Below are 22,613 nucleotides of genomic sequence, written 5' to 3' on the forward strand. Positions count from 1 at the left end.
AGAACGCCATGAACACCACCCTGACCTTGTCCTCGCGCACCCTGGCCATCGCTGGCGCCGTGACGGCCGCCGCCCTGCTGACGGCCTGCGGATCGATGTCCTCGTCTTCCGCATCGTCTTCGCGCCCCATGATGTATTCGCAAGACGGCCTGCCCGACACCATCAAGGTGCCCGCGGGCCACAAGGTCGCCATGGAAACCGTGGGTGTGGGCGAGATCACCTACGAATGCCGCGACAAGGCCAACGCCCCCGGCCAGACCGAATGGTTCTTCGTGGGCCCCAAGGCCGTGCTGAACGACCGCAGCGGCAAGCAAGTGGGCACCTACTACGGCCCGCCCGCCACGTGGGAATCGCAAGACGGCTCCAAGCTCACGGCCACCCAGCTGGCCGTGGCGCCATCGGGCACCGGCAACCTGCCCTACCAGCTGGTCAAGGCCAACCCGGCCATGGGCTCGGGCGCGATGACGGGCGTGACCTACATCCAGCGCGTGGCCCTCAAGGGCGGCGTGGCGCCTGCCGCAGCCTGCACGGCCACGAACAAGGGCGAGCGCCAGATCGTGAAGTACCAGGCCGACTACATCTTCTGGAAGGCCGCGTAAGCCTGCGCCCCACCGCAGCCCGGCGGGGCCGCCCACTAATTCCCTTGGGCTGCGCAGGACTGCGCGGGTGTGGGGCGCATTGCCCGGTACGATGTGTGCCGCCGGGGCTTCCCCGGCAGACCCACCCATCCCGCCGACGCGCCCCCACACCTGCCCACCGTGCCCCACGAGCCGCCTGTTGACCTCGACTACGAAGCCACGCTGGCCGCCTGCGCGGCCGGCGACCGCCAGGCCATGCGCAGGCTCTATGAACACGAAGGCGCCCGGCTCCTGGGCGTGGCGCTGCGCATCGTGCGGCAGCGCGCCCTGGCGGAGGACATCGTGCACGACGCCTGCCTGAACATCTGGACCCGCGCTGCCAGCTTCGACGCCCAGCGCGGCAGCGCGCGCGGCTGGATCTACAGCGTGGTGCGCAACCTGGCGCTCAACGCCGTACGCGACGCGGGCCGCCATGCCGATGTGGACGACGACACCACCCAAGCGCTGCAGGACGCGCAGGCCGCACTCGCCCACCGCGAGGTGGCCGAGGCTTTCGAGCTGAACGCCAGCCTGGGCCGTCTGCAGCACTGCCTGGAAGCGCTGGACCCCGCGCGCCGCAATTGCGTGCTGCACGCCTACGTGGACGGCTGCTCCCACGGTGAGATCGCCGAGCGCCTGGGCGCACCGCTGGGCACCGTCAAGGCCTGGATACGGCGCAGCCTCACCTCGCTGCGGGAGTGCATGGCATGACCGGGCCCACGGACACCCACACGGACAACGCGGCACTTCTGCCACCGCAGGACGATGACACCCTGGCCGGCGAGTACGTGCTGGGCACCCTGCCCGCCGCCGCGCGCCGCGCGCTGGAGCAGCGCCTGCCCACCGACCCTGCGCTGCAGCACGCCGTGCTGGCCTGGGAGGCCCGGCTGCACCCGCTGACCCAATTGGCCGAGCCCATCGCACCGCCGCCCGCGCTGTGGGCGCGCATCGATGCGTCCCTGCAGGCCGCCCGCCCGGACACCGTGGCCGCGCCCCAGGCCACCGCCCCGCGCGGTGCCCGCACCAACCCCGCCAAGTCCGCATCGGCCTGGTGGAACCACCTGGGCCTGTGGCGTGCGCTGGCCGGATCGGGCTTTGCGATGGCCGCCGTGCTCGCTGCCGTGCTCGTCACCCGCACCGCCCCGCAGGTCGCGCCCACGCAGTTCATGGTGGTGCTGGTGGCGCCGCAGGACAAGGCACCGGGCTGGGTGGTGCAGGCCAGCGCGCCGCGCACCATCAGCCTCATCCCGCTGGGCGTGGCCGAAGTGCCCGCCGGCAAGGCGCTCGAATTCTGGACCAAGGCCGACGACTGGAACGGCCCCGTCTCCCTGGGCCTGGTGCAGCCGGGCCAGCCGCTGCAGTTGCAGCTCGACAAGCTCCCGCCGCTGCAGCCCAACCAGCTCTTCGAGCTGACCCTGGAGCCACCCACAGGCTCCCCCATCGGCAAACCCACCGGCCCGATCCAGTTCATCGGCCGCGCAGTCAAGGTGCTTTGACGGCTTGGGTCATTGACGTAACCAGTCGCCCCCGCACCTAAAAAAAGCACGCTCTCAACCAGCGACCGCCGCGCAAGGGCCGCCCCGCCGCGCTGGCGGTGTCCCCCTTCCCGAATTGCGCAGCAATTCGAGAGAAAGGGGGAAGGCGCGAAGCGACTCAGGGGGTTAGTACTGTTTATACGGGAGGAACTTGCCCGACAGCACGACGTTCACGCGGTCGCCCTTGGGGTCGGCCTCGCGCTGGATGTCCATGCTGAAGTCGATGGCGCTCATGATGCCGTCGCCGAACTCCTCGTGGATCAGCTCCTTGATCGTGGTGCCGTACACGCTCACCACCTCGTACCAACGGTAGATCAGCGGGTCGGTCGGCACCGGTGTGGGCAGCGAGCCCTTGTAGGGCACCACCTGCAGCCACTTCTGCTCTTCGGACGAGAGGCCGAAGATCTTGCCCAGCACCTTGGCCTGCTCGGGCGTGGCGGTCATCTGGCCCAGGCACAGCGCGGTGGTCCATTCCTTGGACTGGCCCACCTTCTTGGCGATGGCGTGCCACTGCAGGCCTTTGGCGACCTTGGTGCTGATGATCTTTTCGGTGACGTCGGTGCGGTTCATGCGGTCTCCTCGGGGGGGGGTGAAAGGGCTGGAAGGGGTACGCCCAGCCACAAGCAATGCCCATGCCCGCACGCCGCGCGGCCCTGCCGCGCAGGTGCTGGCGGCCGCCGGGATGACGCCGCACAATAGGCGCATGCAGACCCCACCTTCGTCCCCCGCCCACGGCATCGCCGACGCGCCGCAAGAGCCCTCCCACTGGCGCCCGCCACACCTGTCGCCCCGCTGGTGGCCGGTGTTCCTGCGCAACCTGCTGGTGTGGCGCAAGCTGGCCATTCCCAGCCTCGTGGGCAACATCGCCGAGCCGCTGATGTGGCTGGTGGCCTTCGGCTACGGCATGGGGGCGCTGGTGGGCCAGGTGAACGTGGGCGGCGCGGGGGGCACCACCACGCAGGTGCCCTACATCCTGTTTTTGGCCAGCGGCTCGATCTGCATGAGCGCGATGAACGCGGCGAGCTTCGAGGCGCTGTACTCGGCCTTCTCGCGCATGCATGTGCAAAAGACCTGGGACGGCATCATGAACGCGCCCGTGAGCCTGGACGACGTGGTGCTGGCCGAGATGCTGTGGGCCGCCTTCAAGGCGCTGTTCACCGTGTCGGCCATCCTGTGCGTGATGCTGGCGCTGGGCATCAGCCACAGCCCCAGGCTGCTGGTGGCATGGCCGGTGCTGCTGTTCGTGGGGGTGATGTTCTCCAGCATCGCGCTCATCTTCAACGCGCTGGCCAAGGGCTACGACTTCTTCACGTACTACTTCACGCTGGTGCTCACGCCGATGATGTTCCTGTCGGGCGTGTTCTTCCCGCGCGAGCAGCTGCCGCCCATCGTGCGCGCGATCTCCGACTGGCTGCCGCTGACCAACGCGGTCGAGCTGGTGCGCCCGCTGTTCATGGACCAGTGGCCCGCCCACCCCTGGCGCCACGGGCTGGTGCTGGTGGTGACCACGGTGGTGGCGTTCTGGGTGGCGCTGGCGCTCACCCGCAAGCGCTTCAAAGCCTGACGCAGAGCCCGGCAGTCCACCACGACGCGGGCGCAGGCACCCGCGCGGTGGACCGTCAGCCCTTCACGCGGCGGCGCGCAGCAGGTCCACGGCCTTCTCGGCAATCATCACCGTGGGTGCATTGGTGTTGCCGCTCACGATGCGCGGCATGATGGACGCGTCCACCACGCGCAGGCCCGCCACGCCGTGCACGCGCAGCGCGCTGTCCACCACGTCCATCACGCCCGGCCCCATGCGGCAGGTGCCCACGGGGTGGTAGATGGTGTCGGCGTACTGGCGGATGAACTGCTCGATCTGCGCGTCGGTCTGTGCACCAGCGGACGCAGGCAGCTCCCGGGCGCCGTACTGCGCCAGGGCGGGCTGGGTGAGGATCTCGCGCAGGCGCTGAAAGCCCCGCACCATGCGCTGCATGTCGTCGGGGTCGGACAGGAAGCGCGGGTCCACCAGCGGCAGCGCCATCGGGTCCTTGCTGGCCAGCGTGACGGACCCGCGGCTTTTGGGCTGCAGCAGGCACACGTGGGCCGAGTAGCCGTGGCCCAGCACCGTCTTGCGGCCATGGTCCACCAGCTTGCCGACCACGAAGTGCAGCTGCAGGTCGGGCACCGGCTCGGTGGGGTCGCTCTTGATGAAGCCGCCCGCCTCGGCGAAGTTGGTGGTCAGCATGCCGGTGCGGTGCCGGCGCCATTCGGCAATGCCGCGCAGCGCGTTGAGCATGCCGGTGGGCGACAGGCCGAACAGGTCGCGGTGGTTGGGTGCGTCGAGCACCTGCACCACGTCCGGGTGGTCGTGCAGATGCGCGCCCACGCCGGGCAGGTGGTGCAGCACCGGGATGCCGTGCCGCTGCAGCTGCGCGCCCGGGCCCACGCCCGACAGCATGAGCAGCTGGGGCGACAGCAGCGCGCCCGCGCTCAGCAGCACCTCGCGTGCGGCCTTCACCTGGTGCAGCGCGCCTGCCTGGCGGTATTCCACGCCCACGGCGCGCTGGCCTTCGAACAGGATGCGCGTGGCGTGGGCGCTGGTGATGACCTGCAGGTTGGGCCGCGCCCGGTGCGGCGTGAGGTAGCCCTTGGATGCGCTGTGGCGCTCGCCGTTCTTGTGGGTGACCTGGTACAGGCCCACGCCTTCTTGCGTGGCGCCGTTGAAGTCGGTGTTGTGCGGGTGGCCGGCCTGCACGCCCGCCTGGGTGAACAGGTGGCTGAAGCGGTGCGGGCTGCGCAGGTCTGCCACGTTGAGCGGGCCACCCTGGCCGTGCCAGGCATCGGCGCCGCGCTCGTTGTGCTCGGCCTTCAGGAAGTACGGCTTCACCTCGTCCCAGCCCCAGCCCGGGTTGCCTTCGCTCGCCCAGTGGTCGTAGTCGGCCTGCTGGCCGCGCACGTAGATCATGGCGTTGATGGAGCTCGAGCCGCCCAGCACCTTGCCGCGCGGCTGGTAGCCCTGGCGGTTGTTGAGCGCGGGCTGCGGCGTGGTGTTGAAGCCCCAGCCGTTGAGTTCGAACTTCGCCATGACCGCCAGGCCCGCCGGGCAGTGGATGAGCACGCTGCTGTCGGCCGGGCCGGCTTCGAGCAGGCACACGCGCACGGCGGGGTCTTCGGTCAGCCGGCCGGCCAGCACCGAGCCCGCCGAGCCGCCGCCGATGACGATGTAGTCGAACAACATGGTGTCTGTCTCCTCCGCCCTGCGGTGCCGCGGGCGGTTTGTGTAGAGTGAAATGCGGTTCGCACACCCCTGCACACGGGCAGGGCGAATCCACGCCAGGCCACGATAACCGAACGGTCGTGCGATTCGCTTTACCATCCCGTCCATCCGTTTCACTTTGAAGAGAGCTCTCTATATGACGATTCAGACCGTTGGCATCATCGGCGCGGGCACCATGGGCAACGGCATTGCGCAGGCCTGCGCGGTGTCGGGCATTGACGTGGTGATGGTCGACATCTCCGATGCGGCAGTGCAAAAGGGCCTGGCGACCGTGGCCAGCAGCCTGGACCGCCTGATCAAGAAGGAAAAGATCAGCGCGGCCGACAAGGATGCGGCGCTGGCGCGCATCAAGACCTCCACCAGCTACGACGACCTCAAGGCCGCGCAGCTCGTGATCGAGGCCGCCACCGAGAACTACGAGCTCAAGCTCAAGATCCTGAAGCAGGTGGACGCCATCGTGGCGCCCGAGGTGCTGATCGCATCGAACACGTCTTCGATCTCCATCACCAAGCTGGCGGCTGCCACCAGCCGCGCAGACCGGTTCATCGGCATGCACTTCTTCAACCCCGTGCCGATGATGGCGCTGGTGGAGATCATCCGCGGCCTGCAGACCAGCGACGCCACGCACGACGCCGTCAAGGCCCTGGCCGAAGCCCTGGGCAAGAGCCCCATCACCGTGAAGAACGCGCCCGGCTTCGTGGTCAACCGCATCCTGGTGCCGATGATCAACGAGGCCTTCTTCGTGCTGGCCGAAGGCCTGGCCACGCCCGAGGACATCGACGCGGGCATGAAGCTCGGCTGCAACCAGCCCATCGGCCCGCTGGCGCTGGCCGACATGATCGGCCTGGACGTGTGCCTGGCCGTGATGGACGTGTACCTGACCGAGTTCGGCGACAGCAAGTACCGTCCGTGCCCGCTGCTCAAGGAGATGGTCGCGGCCGGCCGCCTGGGCCGCAAGACCGGGCGCGGCGTCTATAGCTATTGAGTGTTCGAAAGGCGCTGTCCCACGCGGGACGGCGCTCGGGTTTCATAGCGTTTTCAATGGCGGGCAAGGAGACACCAAGCCATGTCCATGCCCGCCAGCGCTCACACCATCATCCCCACCACGCCCCCGCCCGAGGGCTGCATCGACACCCAGGTGATCGGCCATGTGCTGCTCATCGGCATCAACCGCCCGGCCAAGCGCAATGGCTGGACGCCGCCCATGTTCCGCCAGCTGGCCGAAGCCTATACCCGGCTGGACGATGACCCCGAACTGCGCGTGGGCGTGCTCCATGCGTTCGGCGACCACTTCACCGCGGGCCTGGACCTGCCCGCCGTCAGCGCCTACATGCAGCGCGGCGAAAAGGCCATCCCCGAGGGCCTGGTGGAGCCGCACGACTACGGCCTGCCCGGCTACCGGCGCCGCACCAAGCCCATGGTGGTGGCGGTCAAGGGCATCTGCTTCACGGTGGGCATCGAGCTTATGCTGGGCGCGGACATCGTGGTCGCGGGTGACGACTGCCGCTTCTCGCAGATGGAGGTGCAGCGCGGCATCATGGCCACGGGCGGCGCCACGCTGCGCATGGCCGAGCGCGCAGGCACGGGCAACGCGCTGCTGCATTTGCTGACCGCCGATGAGTTCGGCAGCAGCGAGGCGTACCGCCTGAACTTCGTGCAGAAGGTGGTGCCCGCCGCGCAGGTGCTGGACGAGGCCATCGCCATCGCCCAGCGCATCGAGGCCCAGGCGCCGCGGGCCGTGGTGGCCACGCGGCTCAATGTGCTCAAGGCCATCGAGCAGGGGCAGGCCGCGGCGGTGGCCGAGTTCATCCCGGTGCAAAAGCAGCTCTCCAACAGCGAAGACGCGGCCGAGGGCGTGCGCGCGTTCGTGGAGCGGCGGCCTGCCCGCTTCACCGGCCGCTGAACGGCCCACGGCCTGGGCCCTCACCCCGGCCTTGGCCCGAGCCTGGGTCATTCGCGGCTTGCACCCGCACGCGCGCCGTGCGTGAATAGCACCTTCGCCCGCCCACCGGCAGACCCGGCCGCAAAACCGCACGGGCAACAAAAGATTACACAATTGAATTGCGCACAATTCAAATTCGCCGCACAATTCACCCCATGGCCCGCAGCAAACCCACCACCGACACCCCCAGCCCAGCCCTGCTGCGCCTGGACAACCAGGTGTGCTTCGCGCTGTATTCCGCCTCGCTGGCGATGACCAAGCTGTACAAGCCGCTGCTCGAAGCCATCGGCCTGACCTACCCCCAATACCTGGTGATGCTGGTGCTCTGGGAGCGCGACGGCGTCACCGTGTCCGAGCTGGGCGAGCGCCTGTTCCTCGACTCCGGCACGCTCACGCCGCTGCTCAAGCGCCTGGAAGCCTCGGGCCTGATTGCCCGCCTGCGCGACGTGCAGGACGAGCGCCGGGTGCGCATCACCCTCACCCCCGCTGGCCGTGCGCTGCGCCAGGGCGCAGAGGCCATCCCGCCCTGCGTGCTGGAAAGCAGCCAGTGCACCATCCCCGAGCTCACGGCCCTGACCACCGAACTCAAGCAACTGCGCGACCGGCTGGGCCAGCGCTGACGGCAGCGGCCCAATTTTTCATCGATTCCCTCCCCGCCCGCCTGTGGGCAACAACCTCAAAGGAAGACACCATGACGCAACTCGAAAAAGTCCTGTACACCGCCAAGGCCCACGTGACCGGTGGCCGTGATGGCGCCGCCAAGACCGACGACGGCCGCCTGGACGTCAAGCTGTCCTCGCCCGGCACCTCCGGCACGGGCACCAACCCCGAGCAGCTGTTCGCATCGGGCTACGCAGCCTGCTTCATCGGCGCGATGAAGGCCGTGGGCGGCAAGATCGGCATCCCGGTGCCGCAGGACGTGTCCATCGACGCCGAAGTCGACCTGGGCCCCATCCCGAACGCCTACGGCATCGCTGCCCGCCTGGCCATCAGCCTGCCCGGCCTGGACAAGGAAACCGCCCAGAAGCTGGTGGACGCAGCCCACCAAGTCTGCCCCTACTCCAACGCCACGCGCGGCAACATCGACGTGACCATCACGCTGGTGTAAAGACCATGCCGACGACCCCGCGGTGGCCGCACGCCGGCCGCGGCGGGGTGGTTGGCGTGCGCTCGCCAGTCTTGCCATGAACCGCTTGCTGATTCCCCGCATCGCCGTGGCCCTGGTGGCCATCGAGCATGCGTACATCCTGGTGCTGGAGATGTTCTTCTGGAACAAGCCTCTGGGCCTCAAGACCTTCAACCTGACCCAGGAGCTGGCCGACGCCACCGTGACGCTGGCGGCCAACCAGGGGCTGTACAACGGCTTCCTGGCCGCCGGCCTGTTCTGGGGCTTGTTCACCAACAACCGGCTGTTCAAGATCTTCTTTCTGGCCTGCGTGATCGTGGCCGGCGTGTTCGGCGGCGTGACCGCCGTGCCCAAGATCTTCTTCACCCAGGCGCTGCCGGCCATCATCGCCCTGGCCCTGGTGCTGGCGCTCGACAAACCGGCCGCACAGCGCAGCCTGTAAGCTTCGGCCACCCGCCAAAGCTATCAAAACAATAGCTGCCAGCGCTTGCACAACAAGCGGTGGCGGCTATTTTTCATGGCAACCACGTGCCTGCAAACTGGCAGTCAGCCACTGCAAACGGGCTGGGCCCTGTGCGCTGCCCCGTGCGTGCACACGCGGCCGGACACGAGCGGATACCGCAGGGCGTGGCCGTGTCGCCCACGCGCCCGGGCCTGGTTGAGCCGTGCAGCGGTTTGCGCTAGCGTGTGAGGATGAGCACCACCACCCTTCTCGTGCGCCAGGACCAGCTGGCCACCACCCGCCTGCACACCGTGAATGACGACGCACCGCTGGCCGACGGCCAGATCCGCGTGCGCGTCGACCAGTTCGCGCTGACCGCCAACAACATCACCTACGCCGCCATGGGCGAGATGCTGCAGTACTGGCAGTTCTACCCCAGCGGCGAGGCAGGCTGGGGCATCGTGCCGGTGTGGGGCTTCGGCACCGTGGTGCAGTCGCAGTGCGCCGACGTGGCGGTGGGCGAACGCCTGTACGGCTACTGGCCCATGGCCGACCAGGCCGTGCTGTCGCCGCACCGCATCACGCCCGCAGGCTTCGCCGACGGCGCGCCCCACCGCGCCAGCCTGCACGCGGTCTACAACCAGTACCTGCGCGCTGCCGCCGACCCGTTCTACCGCACCGACAACGAAGACGTGCAGGCGCTGCTGCGGCCGCTGTTCGTCACCTCGTGGCTCATCGACGACTTCCTGGACGACCAGCAGTTCTTCGGCGCGCGCCGCATGCTGCTGTCCAGCGCATCGAGCAAGACGGCGTACGGCACGGCCTTTCAGCTGGCGCAGCGCGACGGCATCGAGGTCATCGGCCTCACATCGCCGGGCAACGTGGCCTTTTGCGAAAGCCTGGGCTGCTACGACCGCGTGGTGACCTACGACGCGCTGGAGGCCGAGATCGACGGTGCGACACCCAGCGTGTACATCGACTTCGCGGGCAGCGTGGGCCTGCGCCAGCGCATCCACGCGCACTTCAGCGGGCTGGCCTACAGCTGCGCCGTGGGCGCGAGCCACGTGCAGGACCTGGGCGGCGCAGGCCAGCTGCCCGGCCCGCGCCCGGTGATGTTCTTTGCGCCCGCACAGGTCAAGAAACGCAACGCCGACTGGGGCGCGCAGGGCCTGGGCGAGCGGCTGGTGCGCGCCTGGAACCACTTCAGCACCACGGTGCAGGCGCCGCCCGCGCCCTGGCTCACGGTGCAGCACCATGCCGGCCCCGAGGCCACGCAGGCGCTGTTCACCCACATGCTGGCAGGCAGCGGCGACGCGCGCACCGGGCACATCGCGACCTTGCAGGCCGGCTGAGCTGCACGTTATGGGCGGGGCCCGGGCGACCGCCGCAGGCCGTTGCCCAGGGACTTCCGGGCGCTCTGCAGCGGCGTAGCGACCCCACCGCCTGCACGGCGGCGGCGCACGGCGACAATGGGGCATGACCCGACCGCCCCCCGACAGCACGCCCGACGCCGCTGACACGACCGCTTCGCCTCACCCGCTGCACCCTTACGCCCAGCTCACACCCGACCATGTGCTCGACGCGCTGGCCGGCGTGGGCCTGTACGGCGACGGCCGCCTCATGGCCCTGTCGTCGTACGAAAACCGCGTGTACCAGGTCACCCTGGAAGACGGCCAGCGCGTGGTCGCCAAGTTCTACCGCCCCGGCCGCTGGAGCGAGGCGCAGATCCTGGAAGAGCACGCCTTCGCCGCCGACCTGATGGCCGCCGAGGTGCCCGCCGTCGGCCCGATGGTGCTGAACGGCCAGACGCTGCACCAGCACGACGGCTTCGCGTTTTCGGTCAGCCCCTGGCGCGGCGGGCGCCAGCCCGAGCTGGACGACTTCGAGGTGCTGGAATGGATCGGCCGCTTTCTGGCGCGCATCCACACCGTGGGCGCGGCGCAGCCCTTCGTGCACCGGCCGCTGCTGGACGTGGAGACCTTCGCCACCGCATCGCGCGACTGGCTGCTCGCCCACGAGATCATCCCGCTCGACATGCAGGCCACGTGGAAGGCCCAGTGCGACAAAGCTATTGAATTGATAGCTGCTAGCGCTTTACCATCGAGCGGTAGCAGCCCTTTTGGCTTGAAGGACGCCACGCCCATCCGGCTGCACGGCGACTGCCACCCCGGCAACATCCTGTGGACGCCGCTGGACGAATACGGCCGCGGCGGCCCGCACTTCGTGGACCTGGACGACGCCCGCATGGGCCCCGCGGTGCAGGACCTGTGGATGCTGCTGTCCGGCGACCGCCGCCAGCGCACCCACCAGCTCAGCGCCCTGCTGGACGGCTACGAGCAGTTCCGCAGCTTCGACCGCCGCGAGCTGGCGCTGATCGAGCCGCTGCGCACGCTGCGCCTCATCCACTACAGCGCTTGGCTGGCACGCCGCTGGCAGGACCCGATCTTCCCGGCCAACTTTCCGTGGTTCGGCAGCAGCGACTACTGGCGCGGGCAGGTGGACATGCTCATCGAGCAGTGCGAAGCAATGCAGGAAGAGCCGCTGGCGGCGTAGCGGCTGCGCGCGCTGCGCAGGCCTCGGCGCCACTGCAAACGATTGTCAACTCGCGCGCACAACCGGTGGATGTCGGGCAATATCAAAGCGCCTCCCCGAGAGGCGTTTTCGTATCGATTCCCAAGGGCTGACCCCCTCATCACACCACCATGCGCATTGCCGTCCTTGACGATGACTCCGACCTTCTGGAGCTCATCAAGGCCCACCTCGAACGCCATCACCATGTCTGCCACGTCTACGCGAGCGGCGCGAGCCTGCTCATGGACACACGGCATGAAACCTTCGACCTGCTCATCGTGGAGTGGCACCTCCCCGACATGGAGGGCATTGACGTGGTGCACAGCGTGCGCCAGGGCATCGGCCCGCAGTTGCCCATCCTTTTCGTGACCAGCCGCCACGACGAGCGCGATGTGGTGGAGGCGCTGAACCGCGGCGCCGACGACTACATGGTCAAGCCCCTGCGCATGGGCGAACTGGCGGCGCGGGTGGCCGCACTGCTGCGCCGCGCCTACCCCGAAGCGCTGGGTGCCGCTGCGCGGCAGGAGTTCGGCCCCTACCGCTTCGACCTGCAAAAGCGGCTGCTGCTGCTGCGCGGCACACCCCTGAACCTCAAGCACCGCGAGTACGAACTGGCGCTGTTCATGTTCCGCAACGCGGGCCGTCTGCTATCGCGTGCGCACCTGCGCGAAGTGGTCTGGGGTGAGATCAACGAAGCGCCGTCGCGGTCACTGGACACACATGTCTCGCGCCTGCGCAGCAAGCTGGAATTGACGCCGGAAAGCGGCTACACGATCACGTCGGTCTACGGCATGGGGTATCGGCTGGACTTGCCTGGAATGCAGCGGAGAGCCACCGCCGCAGGGTAAGGCGCCAGGCTGTGGCCGCTGGCGCGCAAGGCGCAGCGATCACCCCGCAGCCAGTACGCGCCAAAGAAAATGCCAGTCAGGGCTCGCCTGACCGGCATGGGACAGAACTCGCGTTCGTCGACCTCGTTCTGATGTTCTCCTATGGCCGCATGGCGCAACACGCATTGAAGATGACTTGCGCTCTGGCGACCACCTTGTCACGATCCACATTGCCGGCTGGCACATTACTGGGCAGCAATTCGCCCGCGATGTACGGATCGAGAATTTCAGCAGACGGATCTGGCGACAAAACCAATTTCCAGGCCGCAGACTCTACCGGGTCATAGAGATGATACCGGTCGGTGACCGTAATTTCATAGGCATAGGACATCGCGACTGGATCGCCGGTCATGGCCAAGCCGAGAAGTTCCTTGGCTGCGAGTTTGGCGTTTTCACTCGCAGGATCGTTCCACTTCTTGGACGACTCTTCATGGACAAGTTTTTCGATGGCCTTGAACGTTCTGGCACCCGGATCGCCTGCCAACGCGGCTTCCGTCATCAGCTTTTGAATGAGGGGGCGGTCTTCCGGCGGCACGTCCTGGCAAAGGATTTTGCGCACCTCTAAAAAAAATATCCTTTGCTGAACCTCCGGCAACTCAAGGTCTTGCACGGAACGGACTGGGCCAGCTGATTCCAGGTCGGAGATTTCATCCAGCAGATCCTGGCAATCCAGCATCTGCTGGGCCCTGACGTACGAGGGATGCCCTTTCGGAGGAGGCATATTTTGTACGAATATGTGCGGGTCCAGACCTGTGAAGTAATTTTGTTGTGCCCAGACGTTTCCAGCCGCCGTTCCACAAGCCAGCACAGCCATTGCCAGACCACTGCGCAGGAATAATTTTGGAGATTTGTACATCATGATTTCATCTCATGTTCGTTGGTGTTTGAAAATCAGGAAATCAGCAATCCGTCACCCCACGGATTCGAAGATTCCAACGGGAAACGCTCCCACGAAATCCAAGGCCCATTGACTGCCGACGGGTGCGCCCGCATCAAGGCGGGGCCAAACTATAATCAGGCTGCAGCTGATGAAAATATTCAACCGGGGTGTATCCCATAAAATACGGAAGATTGGGGTCCAATGGGTTCTGCCTGAAAGAAATGAATCCATAGAGAAGCCTATGCGTACTCACGACGGCCCCTCCAGAATCACCAGGCTGTACCGGCCGAAGTGTATTGATAGCCCCTTTGGCAACGCCTTCCGGTGGAGACTCCGGACCATGCGGAATGGGAGCACTGACCCAATCGCAAGTGATATTGGTGATAGCGCCGCTGGTACAAAACGGCAAACCCGGTGCGGGCGAGCCCACGCCTGCAAGAGGCAATGATGAAAATGTAGGTAATCCGAAGGGTACAGTGATCACCCTCCCTACTGCACGCGGTGTGGTCGTGTACGTCAAATGGCAAGGATTGTTCCATTTGGGGTCGACTACACACACGTGATTCCAGGTCACGTCAGGCGGCACACGCACCATGGCTACGTCCCGAATCTGATCCAACCAGACGACCTTCCCGAGCCACTGCCCGCTGTTGAAGCCAAGGCCCACCCTCACCTCTTCGTTTGCCACCACACAGTGCCTTGCAGTCACAGCGTACCGCGTATTCTTTCGGTACGCTGTAATGTTCTGCCAAAAGCCCCTTCTTCTGAAGACACCGCCTACCGTGCAGCTCTCCCCATTCTCCATGTGAATCTCAGTGCCAGCCATGGCAGGTATTTCCTGTCGTCGCTCATGCACGGCGAACGACATTGTCGATACAGTCGTTCCAGCAAAAAACACCAGAATTTTCAGTTTGTCGATTTTGCTCTTCTTCATTTTTTTCTCCAAAGTTGAAAACTTTTTGAACTATCGGTATCAGAAGGCGAAAACAGGCACCAGTCGAATTGCTTCATTCATATCAAACACTCCTTGTATCAAAATGCCAAATATTGCGTTGCAACAAAGCGTGCACCGATATCCCATGCACATATTGAATGTAGCTTTTGCAAAGAGTATGTTTATTCAAAAAAGCCGTCGACAAGAGCGACAAATGGCGATTAACTGCCGCTCGGCAAAATCTAAAGCAAGTTATTGAAATGGCGTCTCTGGACCGCGCAAGTGGGCGTAGGACCGGATCCAGAGTGAATCCTTCAACAGACCCAAGAAACGCACGGCAGGGCGCCTGAGCCGCGAGCATTGCGCTTGCGGCATCGGCTCTATCGCCGATTCGCCGGAGCCCAGTGCCGGGCTTCGTACAGGAACTGGTCCGCCGCGCCACCGCCCCTTCGGCACGGGGCCCGCTGTAGCCCGCAGGCCATACCCGTTCGAAGCTCGCAGTGGCAACGCCTGCGGCGCTGTCGGCGTGCGGGAATGCCGGTGTTTGCCTCACCGCCCGCGCCTGCCGGCCAAGACTCAGGGTCGGCTACACGCCACGGCGCCCACCCTTTCGATGGGGAGGTCGAACGCTCCCCCTCCCCACCACCACTTGAACGCTCTGCCAGCGCCCCCGCGAGTCCGCAAGCCCTCAGGACTGCGGGGGGGCCGATGGCGCCAGCGAATCGCGCCAGCCGCGCACCAGGACATCCTGGACGAACCGGCGATCCAGCCACAGCCACAGCAAGATGGGCACCAGGGTGGGCAGCACCAGCGAGCCCAGTTGGTAACCGTAGATGATGGCCTCCATCTGCCATTGAGAGACGCGCAGCAGCCGGATATTGGTCTGTGCCGCCATCACGATCTGCATGAGCAGGGACATCGTGAGGCTGAACGCCTGCCCCGGCAGCAGCAGGGCCCAGCCCGCCACCGCGCGCCAGCCAAGCCCTTTGCCCCGCGCCGCAAACAGCAGGGCCAGGAAGATCGGCAGTCCATAGGCATAACGCGCAGGGTTGGCCTCCACGGTGAGTTCTCCCCTGCGTCCGCCCTGCTCCGGCACGGGCACCGACACAGCGGTATCCACCTCGATATTGCCTGGCGTCACCGTCGCCTGGCGGATCCACATCGGCGCCCCCTGCTCCAGCGCGATGTGCGAGAGGACACCCACCGGATAGGACGTCCAGGCGGACACCTGCGACCACAGTGCGGTGAGCACCACGATCCAGCCAAAGGCCGAGAGCACGAAGACCGTGAGCGGTGAGAGGCGGCGCATGCAGTGGGTCTCCGTGGGGTCAGGCGGCGGCCGGGGTGTCGGGAGTACCGGGCTTGGGGGCCGGGTTGGCACGGGCCTGGGCCCTGGCGTCGGCCCGCACCCACAGCAGCCAGACGATGAGCACGTCCAGCATGATGAGCGCCTGCCACAGGTATTCGTGGGCGAAGTTGAACACCGGCGTGCTCCACTGGCCCAGGTAGAAAAGGCTGATCACGCGCACGATGTTCAGGCCCTGCACCGCCACGAAACCCACGACCAGGCCGACCAGCTTGTGGCGCCAGGACGCCGGGAACGCCATCACCGCCGCGAACAGCACGATGCACGCTTCGATGCCATTGCAGCCCGGCTCGATGGAGACACCAAAGCCCGTCACCGTGTTCCACAGCACCTTGCCCGCCGCGGCTGCGGTGGAGTCGAACAGCGTGACCAGCGCCACGCAGGCGCGGGCCAGCAGTGCCGTCCACGGCAGCACCACGTGCTGCTGCACCACCCCCAGCATGTTGATGCCGAAGAGCGTGAGTTGCAGGACCACAAAGGTAAGGAAGAAACGCAGCATGGGAACTCCGGGACAACAAGGCAGCGCCGGCGGCACTGGCAGCGGGTGCGAGCGAGCGGCGCAGGCAAGACAAAGCCAGCGATGCATGGCGAAGCGCGCATTATCGACAAACGCCACAGGCCAGCACGCCGGTGTCGCCGTGCTGGCCTGTGAAGAAGGCTCGGGGGGTTGGCTGCGGCCCGCTCGCGCGGGCCGCAGCGCGCCCTGTTACCTGCGGCGGATGGCGCCAGCGTGGCCGAAGGCCATCAGTGCCAGCAGCCCCGACAGGAGGATGAGGCCCCACTCGGACAGCGTGGGAATGCCGGTCGCGCCGCCGGGTGGCGTGGACACGGTGGTGGTGGCGCTGGAGGTGTTGTTGGCCGGGTTGGTGTCGCCCGGCGCGTCCAGGCTGGCGTTGTTCACCAGCGGCCGCGCGCCTGTGTAGGGCGAGCTCAGCGTCGTGCGAACGGTGAACGTGCGCGATGCACCCACCGCCAGCGGGCCGATCGCGCAGCGCACTGTTCCGGCGGCGTTCACGCAGCCCACGGCCGAGACGAAGTCCACGCCGGCAGGCAAGGCATCCACCACCTGCGCACCATCGCTCGCCAGGGGGCCGTTGTTGGTGACCACGAGGGTGTAGTCCAGGGTCGCACCGGGGGCCAGCGGGCCGCCGGGGGCCGTCTTGACCAGGGCCAGGTCGGTGGCCACGGTGAAGCGGCGTGCGGTGGTGTCATGCGTCACCACGTTGTTGGCCAGCGTGGTTTCGGTTTCGTCCACCGTCACGCTCGCACGGTTGAACGCGGTACCGCTGGTGGCACCTGCGACCGTCAGGGTCTCGGCGCGCATCGCATAGGTCACGGTGGCCGTCTGCCCGCTGCTGAGGCCCGGGAACACGCAGCGCAGCGTGCCGCTGGTGGAGCCGACCGAGGGCTCGGTACACACACCGCCGGCGTTGACCGTGAGGGCCCCCTGGTAGCTGAACGTAGCCGTGGGAGCGGAGCCGGGCGCAGGGAAGATGTCCGTCATCACCACGTTGGTACCGAACGACGGGCCGCTGTTGTTGATGGTGATGGTGTACGTCGTCGGCTGCCCCAGGTCCACCGGGTCGGCGCTGTCCACCTTGTTCACCAGGATGTCCAGTTGAGCGGCCGTGACGGCCGTGGTGGTGGTGGCGCTGTTGTTGCCCGCATTCGACTCGGCCGTGGCCGTGGTCGCCGCCAGGCTGTTGACCACCGTGCCGCCCGCCGCCGTGCCCAGGGGGCGCATGCGGTAGGTCACCGTCTGCTGCACGCCGGCGTTGATGCTGCCCCAGTTGCAGGTCAGCGTGCCGCCCACGGCCCCTGCGGTGATGGGCGTGCATGTGCCGCCGCCGCTCACCGAGACGATGTCGATGAAGGCCGCGTTCGATGGCAGCGTATCCACCATCTGCACCGTTTGCGCGTTCGAAGGACCGGTGTTGCCGATGGTGGCGACAAAGGTGATGGGTGCGCCCGCTGGCACGGAGGCCGGGGTCGCGGTCTTGGCCGCGGTCACGTCCACGATGGCCGTGACCTGGCTGGTCACGCTGCCGCTGTTGTTGCTCTGGACCGGATCGCCCACATCGGTGGAGCGGACCGTCGCGGTGTTGGTGCGCGGGCCGGTGGCGCCGATGCTGGGGCGCACCACCACGGTCACCGTGGCCTGCGCGCCCATGGCGAGGGCGCCCAGGTTGCAGCTCAGGTTCTGCTGCGTGCCATTGGTCACGCTGTTGGGCGTGCAGGTACCTTGCGATGGCGTGGCCGACTGGAAGCCCCCGGTGTTGACCAGGCTGGCCAGGGTGTCGGACACCACCACGTTGGTGGCGCTGGCAGGGCCCAGATTCTCCACGGTGATCACGTAGGTCAGGTTGGCACCTGCGACCACAGGGTCGGGCGCTGCCGTCTTGGACACCACGCGCAGGTCGGCCTGCGTGACGGTGGAAGACACGGCGACGCCCGTGCAGTTGTTGCCGCCGTTGCCGTCCACACGCCCGCCGCCGCCCAGGGCGACGCAGGCGTTGTTGGTGGCGGTGCCGGTGCCGGTCAGTACCGCAGACACGGTGATGGCGGGTGCATTGGTGTTGGCCGCAAGGCCCGAGTTGCGCGTGCAGTTCCAGGCGCCGGGGCCGGTGAAGGGCAGCGCATCGCAGGTCCAGCCCGAAGCGGTCAGGGGTGCGCTGAGCGTGACGCCCGCAGGCACCTGGTCGGTGACGGTGATGTCCTGGCCCGCGGGCACGGCCAGCGGACCGGCGTTGCGTGCGGTCAGTACGTAGTTGAACGCCTGGTTGGGCACGACGGGGTTGATGCTGGCCGTCTTCGTGAGCTGCATGTCCGCGTCGTTGCTCGATGTCACATTGATCGAGGCGGTGTTGTTGGCGGGCACCGGGTCCGACAACGCGGTGCTGATGCCAGCGGTGTTGGTCAGCGCGCCCGTGCTGGTCGCGGTGGCCACCACCGTGATGACCGGCATGTTGGTGAAGTTGGCGCCGGTGTACTCCGTGCGCGTGCAGGTGATGGTGGGATCGCACGTCCACCCGGCTCCGCTGGCGGAGACGAAGGACAGGCCGGCACCGAGCGTGTCGGTCACCGTGATGGGCTGGCCGGTCAGCAGCACACCGCCGTTCAGGCGCGGCGTGAGCGTGTAGGAGACATCGCTGCCCAGCGCCACATTGGTACCGCCGGGAGCGGACTTGGAGATCTGCACGTCGGCCCCGGAGGCGGACGTCACGTCGGCGGACACGGTGTTGTTGGACGCATCGCCATCGGGCATGGCGGAGTTGTCAGGCTTGATGCCGGCCACCGCGAACGCGGCGGTCACCGTGCCGTTCACATTGGACACCGCCGGTACCGTGAGCACGGACGATGTGGCACCGTTGGCGAGCGTGGCCGCACGCGTGCAGGCCACGGACGCACCGCTGGCCAGGGGATAGCCTGCGGAGGGGGTGCAGGTCCAGCCGCCGCCGCTAGGCGCCGCAGTCACCGAGGCCCCTGCGGGCACGGTGAAGCTGATGCGCTGGCTGCCGGTGGCCGCATCCGGGCCGTTGTTGGCCACCTGCAGCGCGTAGCTGTAGTTCTGGCCGGCGGTCACGTTGGCCAGCGACGGCGTGGCCGTGAGTGCCAGGTCCGCGGCCTGCGTGGCCGTGGTGTCCTGGATGCTGTTGACGTTGTTGCTGGTGTTGGGGTCGGACGTGCTGCTGCCCGCCGTGGCGGTGTTCGTCCACACGCCGGCGGAGGGCAGGCGCACGCGGATGGTCACCGTCTGGTTCGCATTGAACGGAATGTTGCCCAGGGCACAGTTGACGGTGCCGCCGGCCTGGTTGCAGGTGCCGGCGGTGGTGTTGACGTCGATGAAGGCCGAGCCCGTGGGCAGCGTGTCGACCAGGGTCACGGCGGTCGCGGCATTGGGGCCGTTGTTGTCGATGCGCAGGGTGTACGTGAAGATGCCGCCGGCAGGGCCCGGGTCCGGAGAGTCCGCATGGTTCACCACCAGGTCGGCCGACTGCGCCATCGCAGCCCCCGCGCACAGGCCACCGGCCAACAGCAACCAGCGCAGGCGCCGCACGGCGCGCGGTTTCACCGCGGCGCCCGGGGCGGCAGGCAAGGTATCGCCCGAGGCCGGCAGCTGCCGGCTGGGGGGATGTTCTCGCGCGAACAGGCGCGCCAATGAACTGAACAACATAAATGCTCCTGGGTGTGAATGGCTCAAGCCTTTTGGGTCACGCCGCAACCTCACCAAGCCCCTTTCGGGTTGGAACAAAGTCGGTGCAAAGGGAGTGCGTGAAATCTGCCTTGAGCACAGCGGCTGAAGGCTGGGACCGAATCTATCGGCACTACGGCCGGCAGGCCGCGTTGCAACAATCGTTCACATTCTACCGACTGGTAGCGTTGGGTTTGTGCCACGCCGCCACGGGCATTGAACAATTCGATCCGTGCAATCTGCTGCATGGCCGCATCTCGGCCACTGATATATGCTGCACCCATGACCAACCCTGTGAACGGACCACCCACCCCATGAAGGACTGGATTCGCAACGCCCTCTCGATTCGCCAGAAGCGCCGCGCCGCGCCCGTCGGCTCACTCCCCCCGGTGGGCGCCACCATCGTTCGGGGCCCGATCAAGATGACCATCACGCACGATGTGCCGCCCGACCTGTGGGACTGGCTGGTGCTTTCGGGCTGGCGCAACATGCCCGTCAAGAACGACCGGCGCAAAGGCATGCAGGCCTCCAAGAGCGCCCTCAAGGACCTGATCGACGCCGACCCGCAAGAGCGCAACCGCGCGCACAGCCGCATCCTGGAGCAGGCGCAGCCCGAGGAGTGAGCCGCGGGGTGCCACTCGTGCGCCCTTGGCACGGTTCGGGCACGGACCGGGCACGGATCGGGCACGAACTTGGCACGGACTTCGGCGTGCGCATCGCCCCCCTGCAGCCTGCGCCCCGCGTGCGTTGATGGCGCAAAAAAGCCCGGGTCCTTGCGGAGCCCGGGCTTGCTATCAAATAAGTAGCTGCTTGCGCTCTACCGGCCAGCGTCAGAGGCAGAGAGAGGCACAGGCCGATGCCATCACCAGCCCGGCCGCATCAGACCAGCAGCGCATTCACGCGGCGCACGTAGGCTGCCGGGTCTTCGGGCAGGCCGCCTTCGGCCAGCAGGGCCTGGTCGAACAGGATGTGCGCCAGGTCGTGGAAGTGCACGCTGCCGTCGAGCTTCTTGACCAGCGCGTGCTCGGCATTGACCTCCAGCACGGGCTTGGATTGCGGGGCCTGCTGGCCGGCCTGCTTGAGCATGCGCGCCAGCTGGGTGCTCATGCCGTCGTCCTGCACCACCAGGCAGGCGGGTGAATCCACCAGGCGGGTGGTCACGCGCACGTCTTCGGCCTTGTCCTTCAGGGCTTCCTTGAGCTTGGCGAGCAGGGGCTTGAAGGCCTCGGCGGCTTCTTCGGCGGCCTTCTTCTCGGCCTCGTCCTGCAACGTGCCCAGGTCCACCGCGCCCTTGGCCACGCTCTGCAGCGGGGTGCCGTCGAACTCGTGCAGGTAGTTCAGCGCCCACTCGTCCACGCGGTCGGTCATGAGCAGCACCTCGATGCCCTTCTTCTTGAAGACTTCGAGCTGCGGGCTGTTCTTGGCGGCGGCCAGGGTGTCGGCGGTGATGTAGTAGATGGCCTCCTGGCCCTCTTTCATGCGCGCCTTGTAGTCGGCAAAGCCCACCGTCACGGCGTCGCTGGCGGTGCTGGCAAAGCGCAGCAGCTTGGCCAGGCGCTCGCGGTTGCCGAAGTCCTCGCCCAGGCCTTCCTTGAGGACCGAGCCGAACTCGGCGTAGAACGCGGTGTACTTGCCTTCCTTGGCCTTGTCGTCGGCATCGACCACATCGGTGACGCCGTCATCGCCACCGGCTGCAGCTTCGTGCTTGTCGTGCTTGGCCAGGTCTTCCAGCATGCCCAGCACGCGCTTGGTCGAGCCTTCGCGGATGGCGCGCACGTCGCGGCTTTCCTGCAGCAGCTCGCGGCTCACGTTCAGCGGCAGGTCGGCCGAGTCGATCACGCCCTTGACGAAGCGCAGGTAGGTGGGCATCAGCGCCTCGGCGTCGTCCATGATGAACACGCGCTTGACGTAGAGCTTCACGCCCGCCTTCTTGTCGCGGTTCCACAGATCGAACGGCGCCTTGGCAGGGATGTACAGCAGCTGCGTGTACTCGGTGTTGCCCTCGACGCGGTTGTGCGCCCAGGTCAGCGGGGCCTCGTGGTCGTGGCTGATGGCCTTGTAGAACTCGGCGTACTGCTCTTCGGTGATGTCCTTCTTGGGGCGGGTCCACAGGGCGCTGGCCTTGTTGATGGTTTCCCACTCGCCGGTCTTGACCATGCCGCCGGGCTGGCGGCCGCCGGCTTCGTCGCCGGGGGTGATCAGCTCGCCGTCTTTCCACTCTTCCTTTTCCATCAGGATGGGCAGGCTGATGTGGTCCGAATACTTGGCGATGACGGACTTGAGCTTCCAGGCGTTGAGGTATTCCTCGGCATCGTCGCGCAGGTGCAGGATGATGCTGGTGCCGCGCTCTGCACGGGTGATGGTCTCCACCTCGAAGTCGCCCGTGCCGCCGCTCACCCAGCGCACGCCCTGGTCGGCGGGCAGGCCGGCACGGCGCGATTCGACCGTGATCCTGTCGGCCACGATGAAGCCCGAGTAGAAGCCCACGCCGAACTGGCCGATGAGCTGGGCGTCCTGCTTCTGGTCGCCCGAGAGCTTGCCCATGAAGTCCTTGGTGCCGCTCTTGGCGATGGTGCCCAGGTGGTCGATGGCCTCCTGCTGGCTCATGCCGATGCCGGTGTCGGTGATGGTCAGCGTCTTGGCGGCCTGGTCGAACGTCACGCGCACTTGCAGGTCGGGCGCGTCTTCGTACAGCGCGTTGTTGTTCAGCGCCTCGAAGCGCAGCTTGTCGCACGCGTCCGACGCGTTGGAGATCAGCTCGCGCAGGAAGATTTCCTGGTTGGAATACAGCGAATGCGTGACCAGGTGCAGCAGCTGGGCCACTTCGGCCTGGAAGGACAGGGTTTGCTTGCTCATGGGATG

At 66.8% G+C, this 22,613-nt stretch carries 21 protein-coding genes; 13 read left to right on the forward strand and 8 right to left on the reverse strand.

All coding sequences use genetic code 11. The features are described from left to right. The first annotated feature begins 8 nt into the window (after positions 1-8). From ACIGHN_RS15440 to ACIGHN_RS15450, 3 genes are all read left to right on the forward strand, one after another. Complete coding sequence (locus ACIGHN_RS15440; RefSeq protein ID WP_056409741.1) at positions 9-599, forward strand: DUF3455 domain-containing protein; 591 nt, start codon at positions 9-11, stop codon at positions 597-599. A 159-nt stretch (positions 600-758) separates the two neighbouring features. Next, a complete protein-coding gene (locus ACIGHN_RS15445) occupies positions 759-1,328 on the forward strand; it encodes a sigma-70 family RNA polymerase sigma factor (RefSeq protein WP_056409744.1) in 570 nt (189 codons plus the stop codon). Next, complete coding sequence (locus ACIGHN_RS15450; protein ID WP_396505067.1) at positions 1,325-2,113, forward strand: anti-sigma factor domain-containing protein; 789 nt, start codon at positions 1,325-1,327, stop codon at positions 2,111-2,113. The genes ACIGHN_RS15445 and ACIGHN_RS15450 overlap by 4 nt, the downstream gene beginning before the upstream one ends. Positions 2,114-2,278: 165 nt before the next feature. Here ACIGHN_RS15450 and cynS read toward each other — a convergent pair whose 3' ends face one another. Then, positions 2,279-2,722 (reverse strand): cyanase, encoded by a 444-nt coding sequence (cynS, locus tag ACIGHN_RS15455; RefSeq protein WP_396505068.1) that lies wholly within the window; start codon positions 2,720-2,722, stop codon positions 2,279-2,281. Positions 2,723-2,855: 133 nt separating this feature from the next. Between cynS and ACIGHN_RS15460 the strand changes: the two genes are divergently transcribed. Next, the gene (locus tag ACIGHN_RS15460) at positions 2,856-3,716 is read left to right on the forward strand and encodes an ABC transporter permease (RefSeq protein WP_056409752.1); all 861 of its coding nucleotides are present in this window, start codon (positions 2,856-2,858) and stop codon (positions 3,714-3,716) included. A gap of 63 nt (positions 3,717-3,779) precedes the next feature. Here the strand turns inward: ACIGHN_RS15460 and ACIGHN_RS15465 are convergent, their stop codons facing one another. Next, positions 3,780-5,369 carry a GMC family oxidoreductase gene (locus ACIGHN_RS15465; RefSeq protein ID WP_396505182.1) on the reverse strand — a complete coding sequence of 530 codons (1,590 nt, stop codon included), beginning with the start codon at positions 5,367-5,369 and terminating at the stop codon, positions 3,780-3,782. Positions 5,370-5,547: 178 nt separating this feature from the next. Here ACIGHN_RS15465 and ACIGHN_RS15470 point away from each other — a divergent pair, with 178 nt between their 5' ends. From ACIGHN_RS15470 to ACIGHN_RS15505, 8 genes are all read left to right on the forward strand, one after another. Beyond that, positions 5,548-6,396 (forward strand): 3-hydroxybutyryl-CoA dehydrogenase, encoded by an 849-nt coding sequence (locus tag ACIGHN_RS15470; RefSeq protein WP_396505069.1) that lies wholly within the window; start codon positions 5,548-5,550, stop codon positions 6,394-6,396. Positions 6,397-6,483: 87 nt separating this feature from the next. Next, the gene (locus ACIGHN_RS15475; RefSeq protein ID WP_396505183.1) at positions 6,484-7,314 is read left to right on the forward strand and encodes a crotonase/enoyl-CoA hydratase family protein; all 831 of its coding nucleotides are present in this window, start codon (positions 6,484-6,486) and stop codon (positions 7,312-7,314) included. Positions 7,315-7,508: 194 nt separating this feature from the next. Further along, positions 7,509-7,973, forward strand: coding sequence for a MarR family winged helix-turn-helix transcriptional regulator (locus tag ACIGHN_RS15480; RefSeq protein ID WP_056409759.1), 465 nt, complete (start codon positions 7,509-7,511; stop codon positions 7,971-7,973). Between the two features lie 71 nt (positions 7,974-8,044). Beyond that, positions 8,045-8,461 carry an organic hydroperoxide resistance protein gene (locus ACIGHN_RS15485; protein WP_056409762.1) on the forward strand — a complete coding sequence of 139 codons (417 nt, stop codon included), beginning with the start codon at positions 8,045-8,047 and terminating at the stop codon, positions 8,459-8,461. A 76-nt stretch (positions 8,462-8,537) separates the two neighbouring features. Beyond that, on the forward strand, positions 8,538-8,921 hold the full coding sequence (locus ACIGHN_RS15490; protein ID WP_396505070.1) for a DUF1304 domain-containing protein: 384 nt from the start codon (positions 8,538-8,540) through the stop codon (positions 8,919-8,921). 251 nt (positions 8,922-9,172) lie between these two features. Continuing rightward, on the forward strand, positions 9,173-10,273 hold the full coding sequence (locus ACIGHN_RS15495; RefSeq protein ID WP_396505071.1) for a DUF2855 family protein: 1,101 nt from the start codon (positions 9,173-9,175) through the stop codon (positions 10,271-10,273). Between the two features lie 124 nt (positions 10,274-10,397). Beyond that, positions 10,398-11,474 carry a serine/threonine protein kinase gene (locus tag ACIGHN_RS15500; protein WP_396505072.1) on the forward strand — a complete coding sequence of 359 codons (1,077 nt, stop codon included), beginning with the start codon at positions 10,398-10,400 and terminating at the stop codon, positions 11,472-11,474. Positions 11,475-11,623: 149 nt separating this feature from the next. Next, positions 11,624-12,340, forward strand: coding sequence for a response regulator transcription factor (locus ACIGHN_RS15505; protein WP_396505073.1), 717 nt, complete (start codon positions 11,624-11,626; stop codon positions 12,338-12,340). A gap of 139 nt (positions 12,341-12,479) precedes the next feature. Here ACIGHN_RS15505 and ACIGHN_RS15510 read toward each other — a convergent pair whose 3' ends face one another. The 5 genes from ACIGHN_RS15510 to ACIGHN_RS15530 form a co-directional block, all read right to left on the reverse strand. Beyond that, on the reverse strand, positions 12,480-13,238 hold the full coding sequence (locus ACIGHN_RS15510) for a hypothetical protein (protein WP_396505074.1): 759 nt from the start codon (positions 13,236-13,238) through the stop codon (positions 12,480-12,482). Positions 13,239-13,371: 133 nt separating this feature from the next. Then, positions 13,372-14,193 carry a hypothetical protein gene (locus ACIGHN_RS15515; protein WP_156370505.1) on the reverse strand — a complete coding sequence of 274 codons (822 nt, stop codon included), beginning with the start codon at positions 14,191-14,193 and terminating at the stop codon, positions 13,372-13,374. A 688-nt stretch (positions 14,194-14,881) separates the two neighbouring features. Then, entirely contained in the window at positions 14,882-15,502 is a 621-nt protein-coding gene (locus ACIGHN_RS15520) for an exosortase H-associated membrane protein (protein WP_056409779.1), read from the reverse strand. Between the two features lie 19 nt (positions 15,503-15,521). After that, positions 15,522-16,058 (reverse strand): exosortase H, encoded by a 537-nt coding sequence (xrtH, locus tag ACIGHN_RS15525; protein ID WP_056409783.1) that lies wholly within the window; start codon positions 16,056-16,058, stop codon positions 15,522-15,524. 207 nt (positions 16,059-16,265) lie between these two features. Then, positions 16,266-19,733: an IPTL-CTERM sorting domain-containing protein gene (locus tag ACIGHN_RS15530; protein ID WP_396505075.1), complete on the reverse strand. Its 3,468-nt coding sequence runs from the start codon at positions 19,731-19,733 to the stop codon at positions 16,266-16,268. Positions 19,734-20,065: 332 nt separating this feature from the next. Here ACIGHN_RS15530 and ACIGHN_RS15535 point away from each other — a divergent pair, with 332 nt between their 5' ends. Next, positions 20,066-20,374: a hypothetical protein gene (locus ACIGHN_RS15535; protein ID WP_056409786.1), complete on the forward strand. Its 309-nt coding sequence runs from the start codon at positions 20,066-20,068 to the stop codon at positions 20,372-20,374. 256 nt (positions 20,375-20,630) lie between these two features. On the opposite strand, the gene htpG is transcribed toward ACIGHN_RS15535, so the two are convergent. Beyond that, positions 20,631-22,607 (reverse strand): molecular chaperone HtpG, encoded by a 1,977-nt coding sequence (gene htpG / locus ACIGHN_RS15540; RefSeq protein WP_396505076.1) that lies wholly within the window; start codon positions 22,605-22,607, stop codon positions 20,631-20,633. Positions 22,608-22,613 lie beyond the last annotated feature (6 nt).

The sequence above is a fragment of the Acidovorax sp. NPDC077693 genome, from assembly GCF_044542805.1.
In the GTDB taxonomy this organism is placed as follows: Bacteria; Pseudomonadota; Gammaproteobacteria; order Burkholderiales; family Burkholderiaceae_C; genus Acidovorax.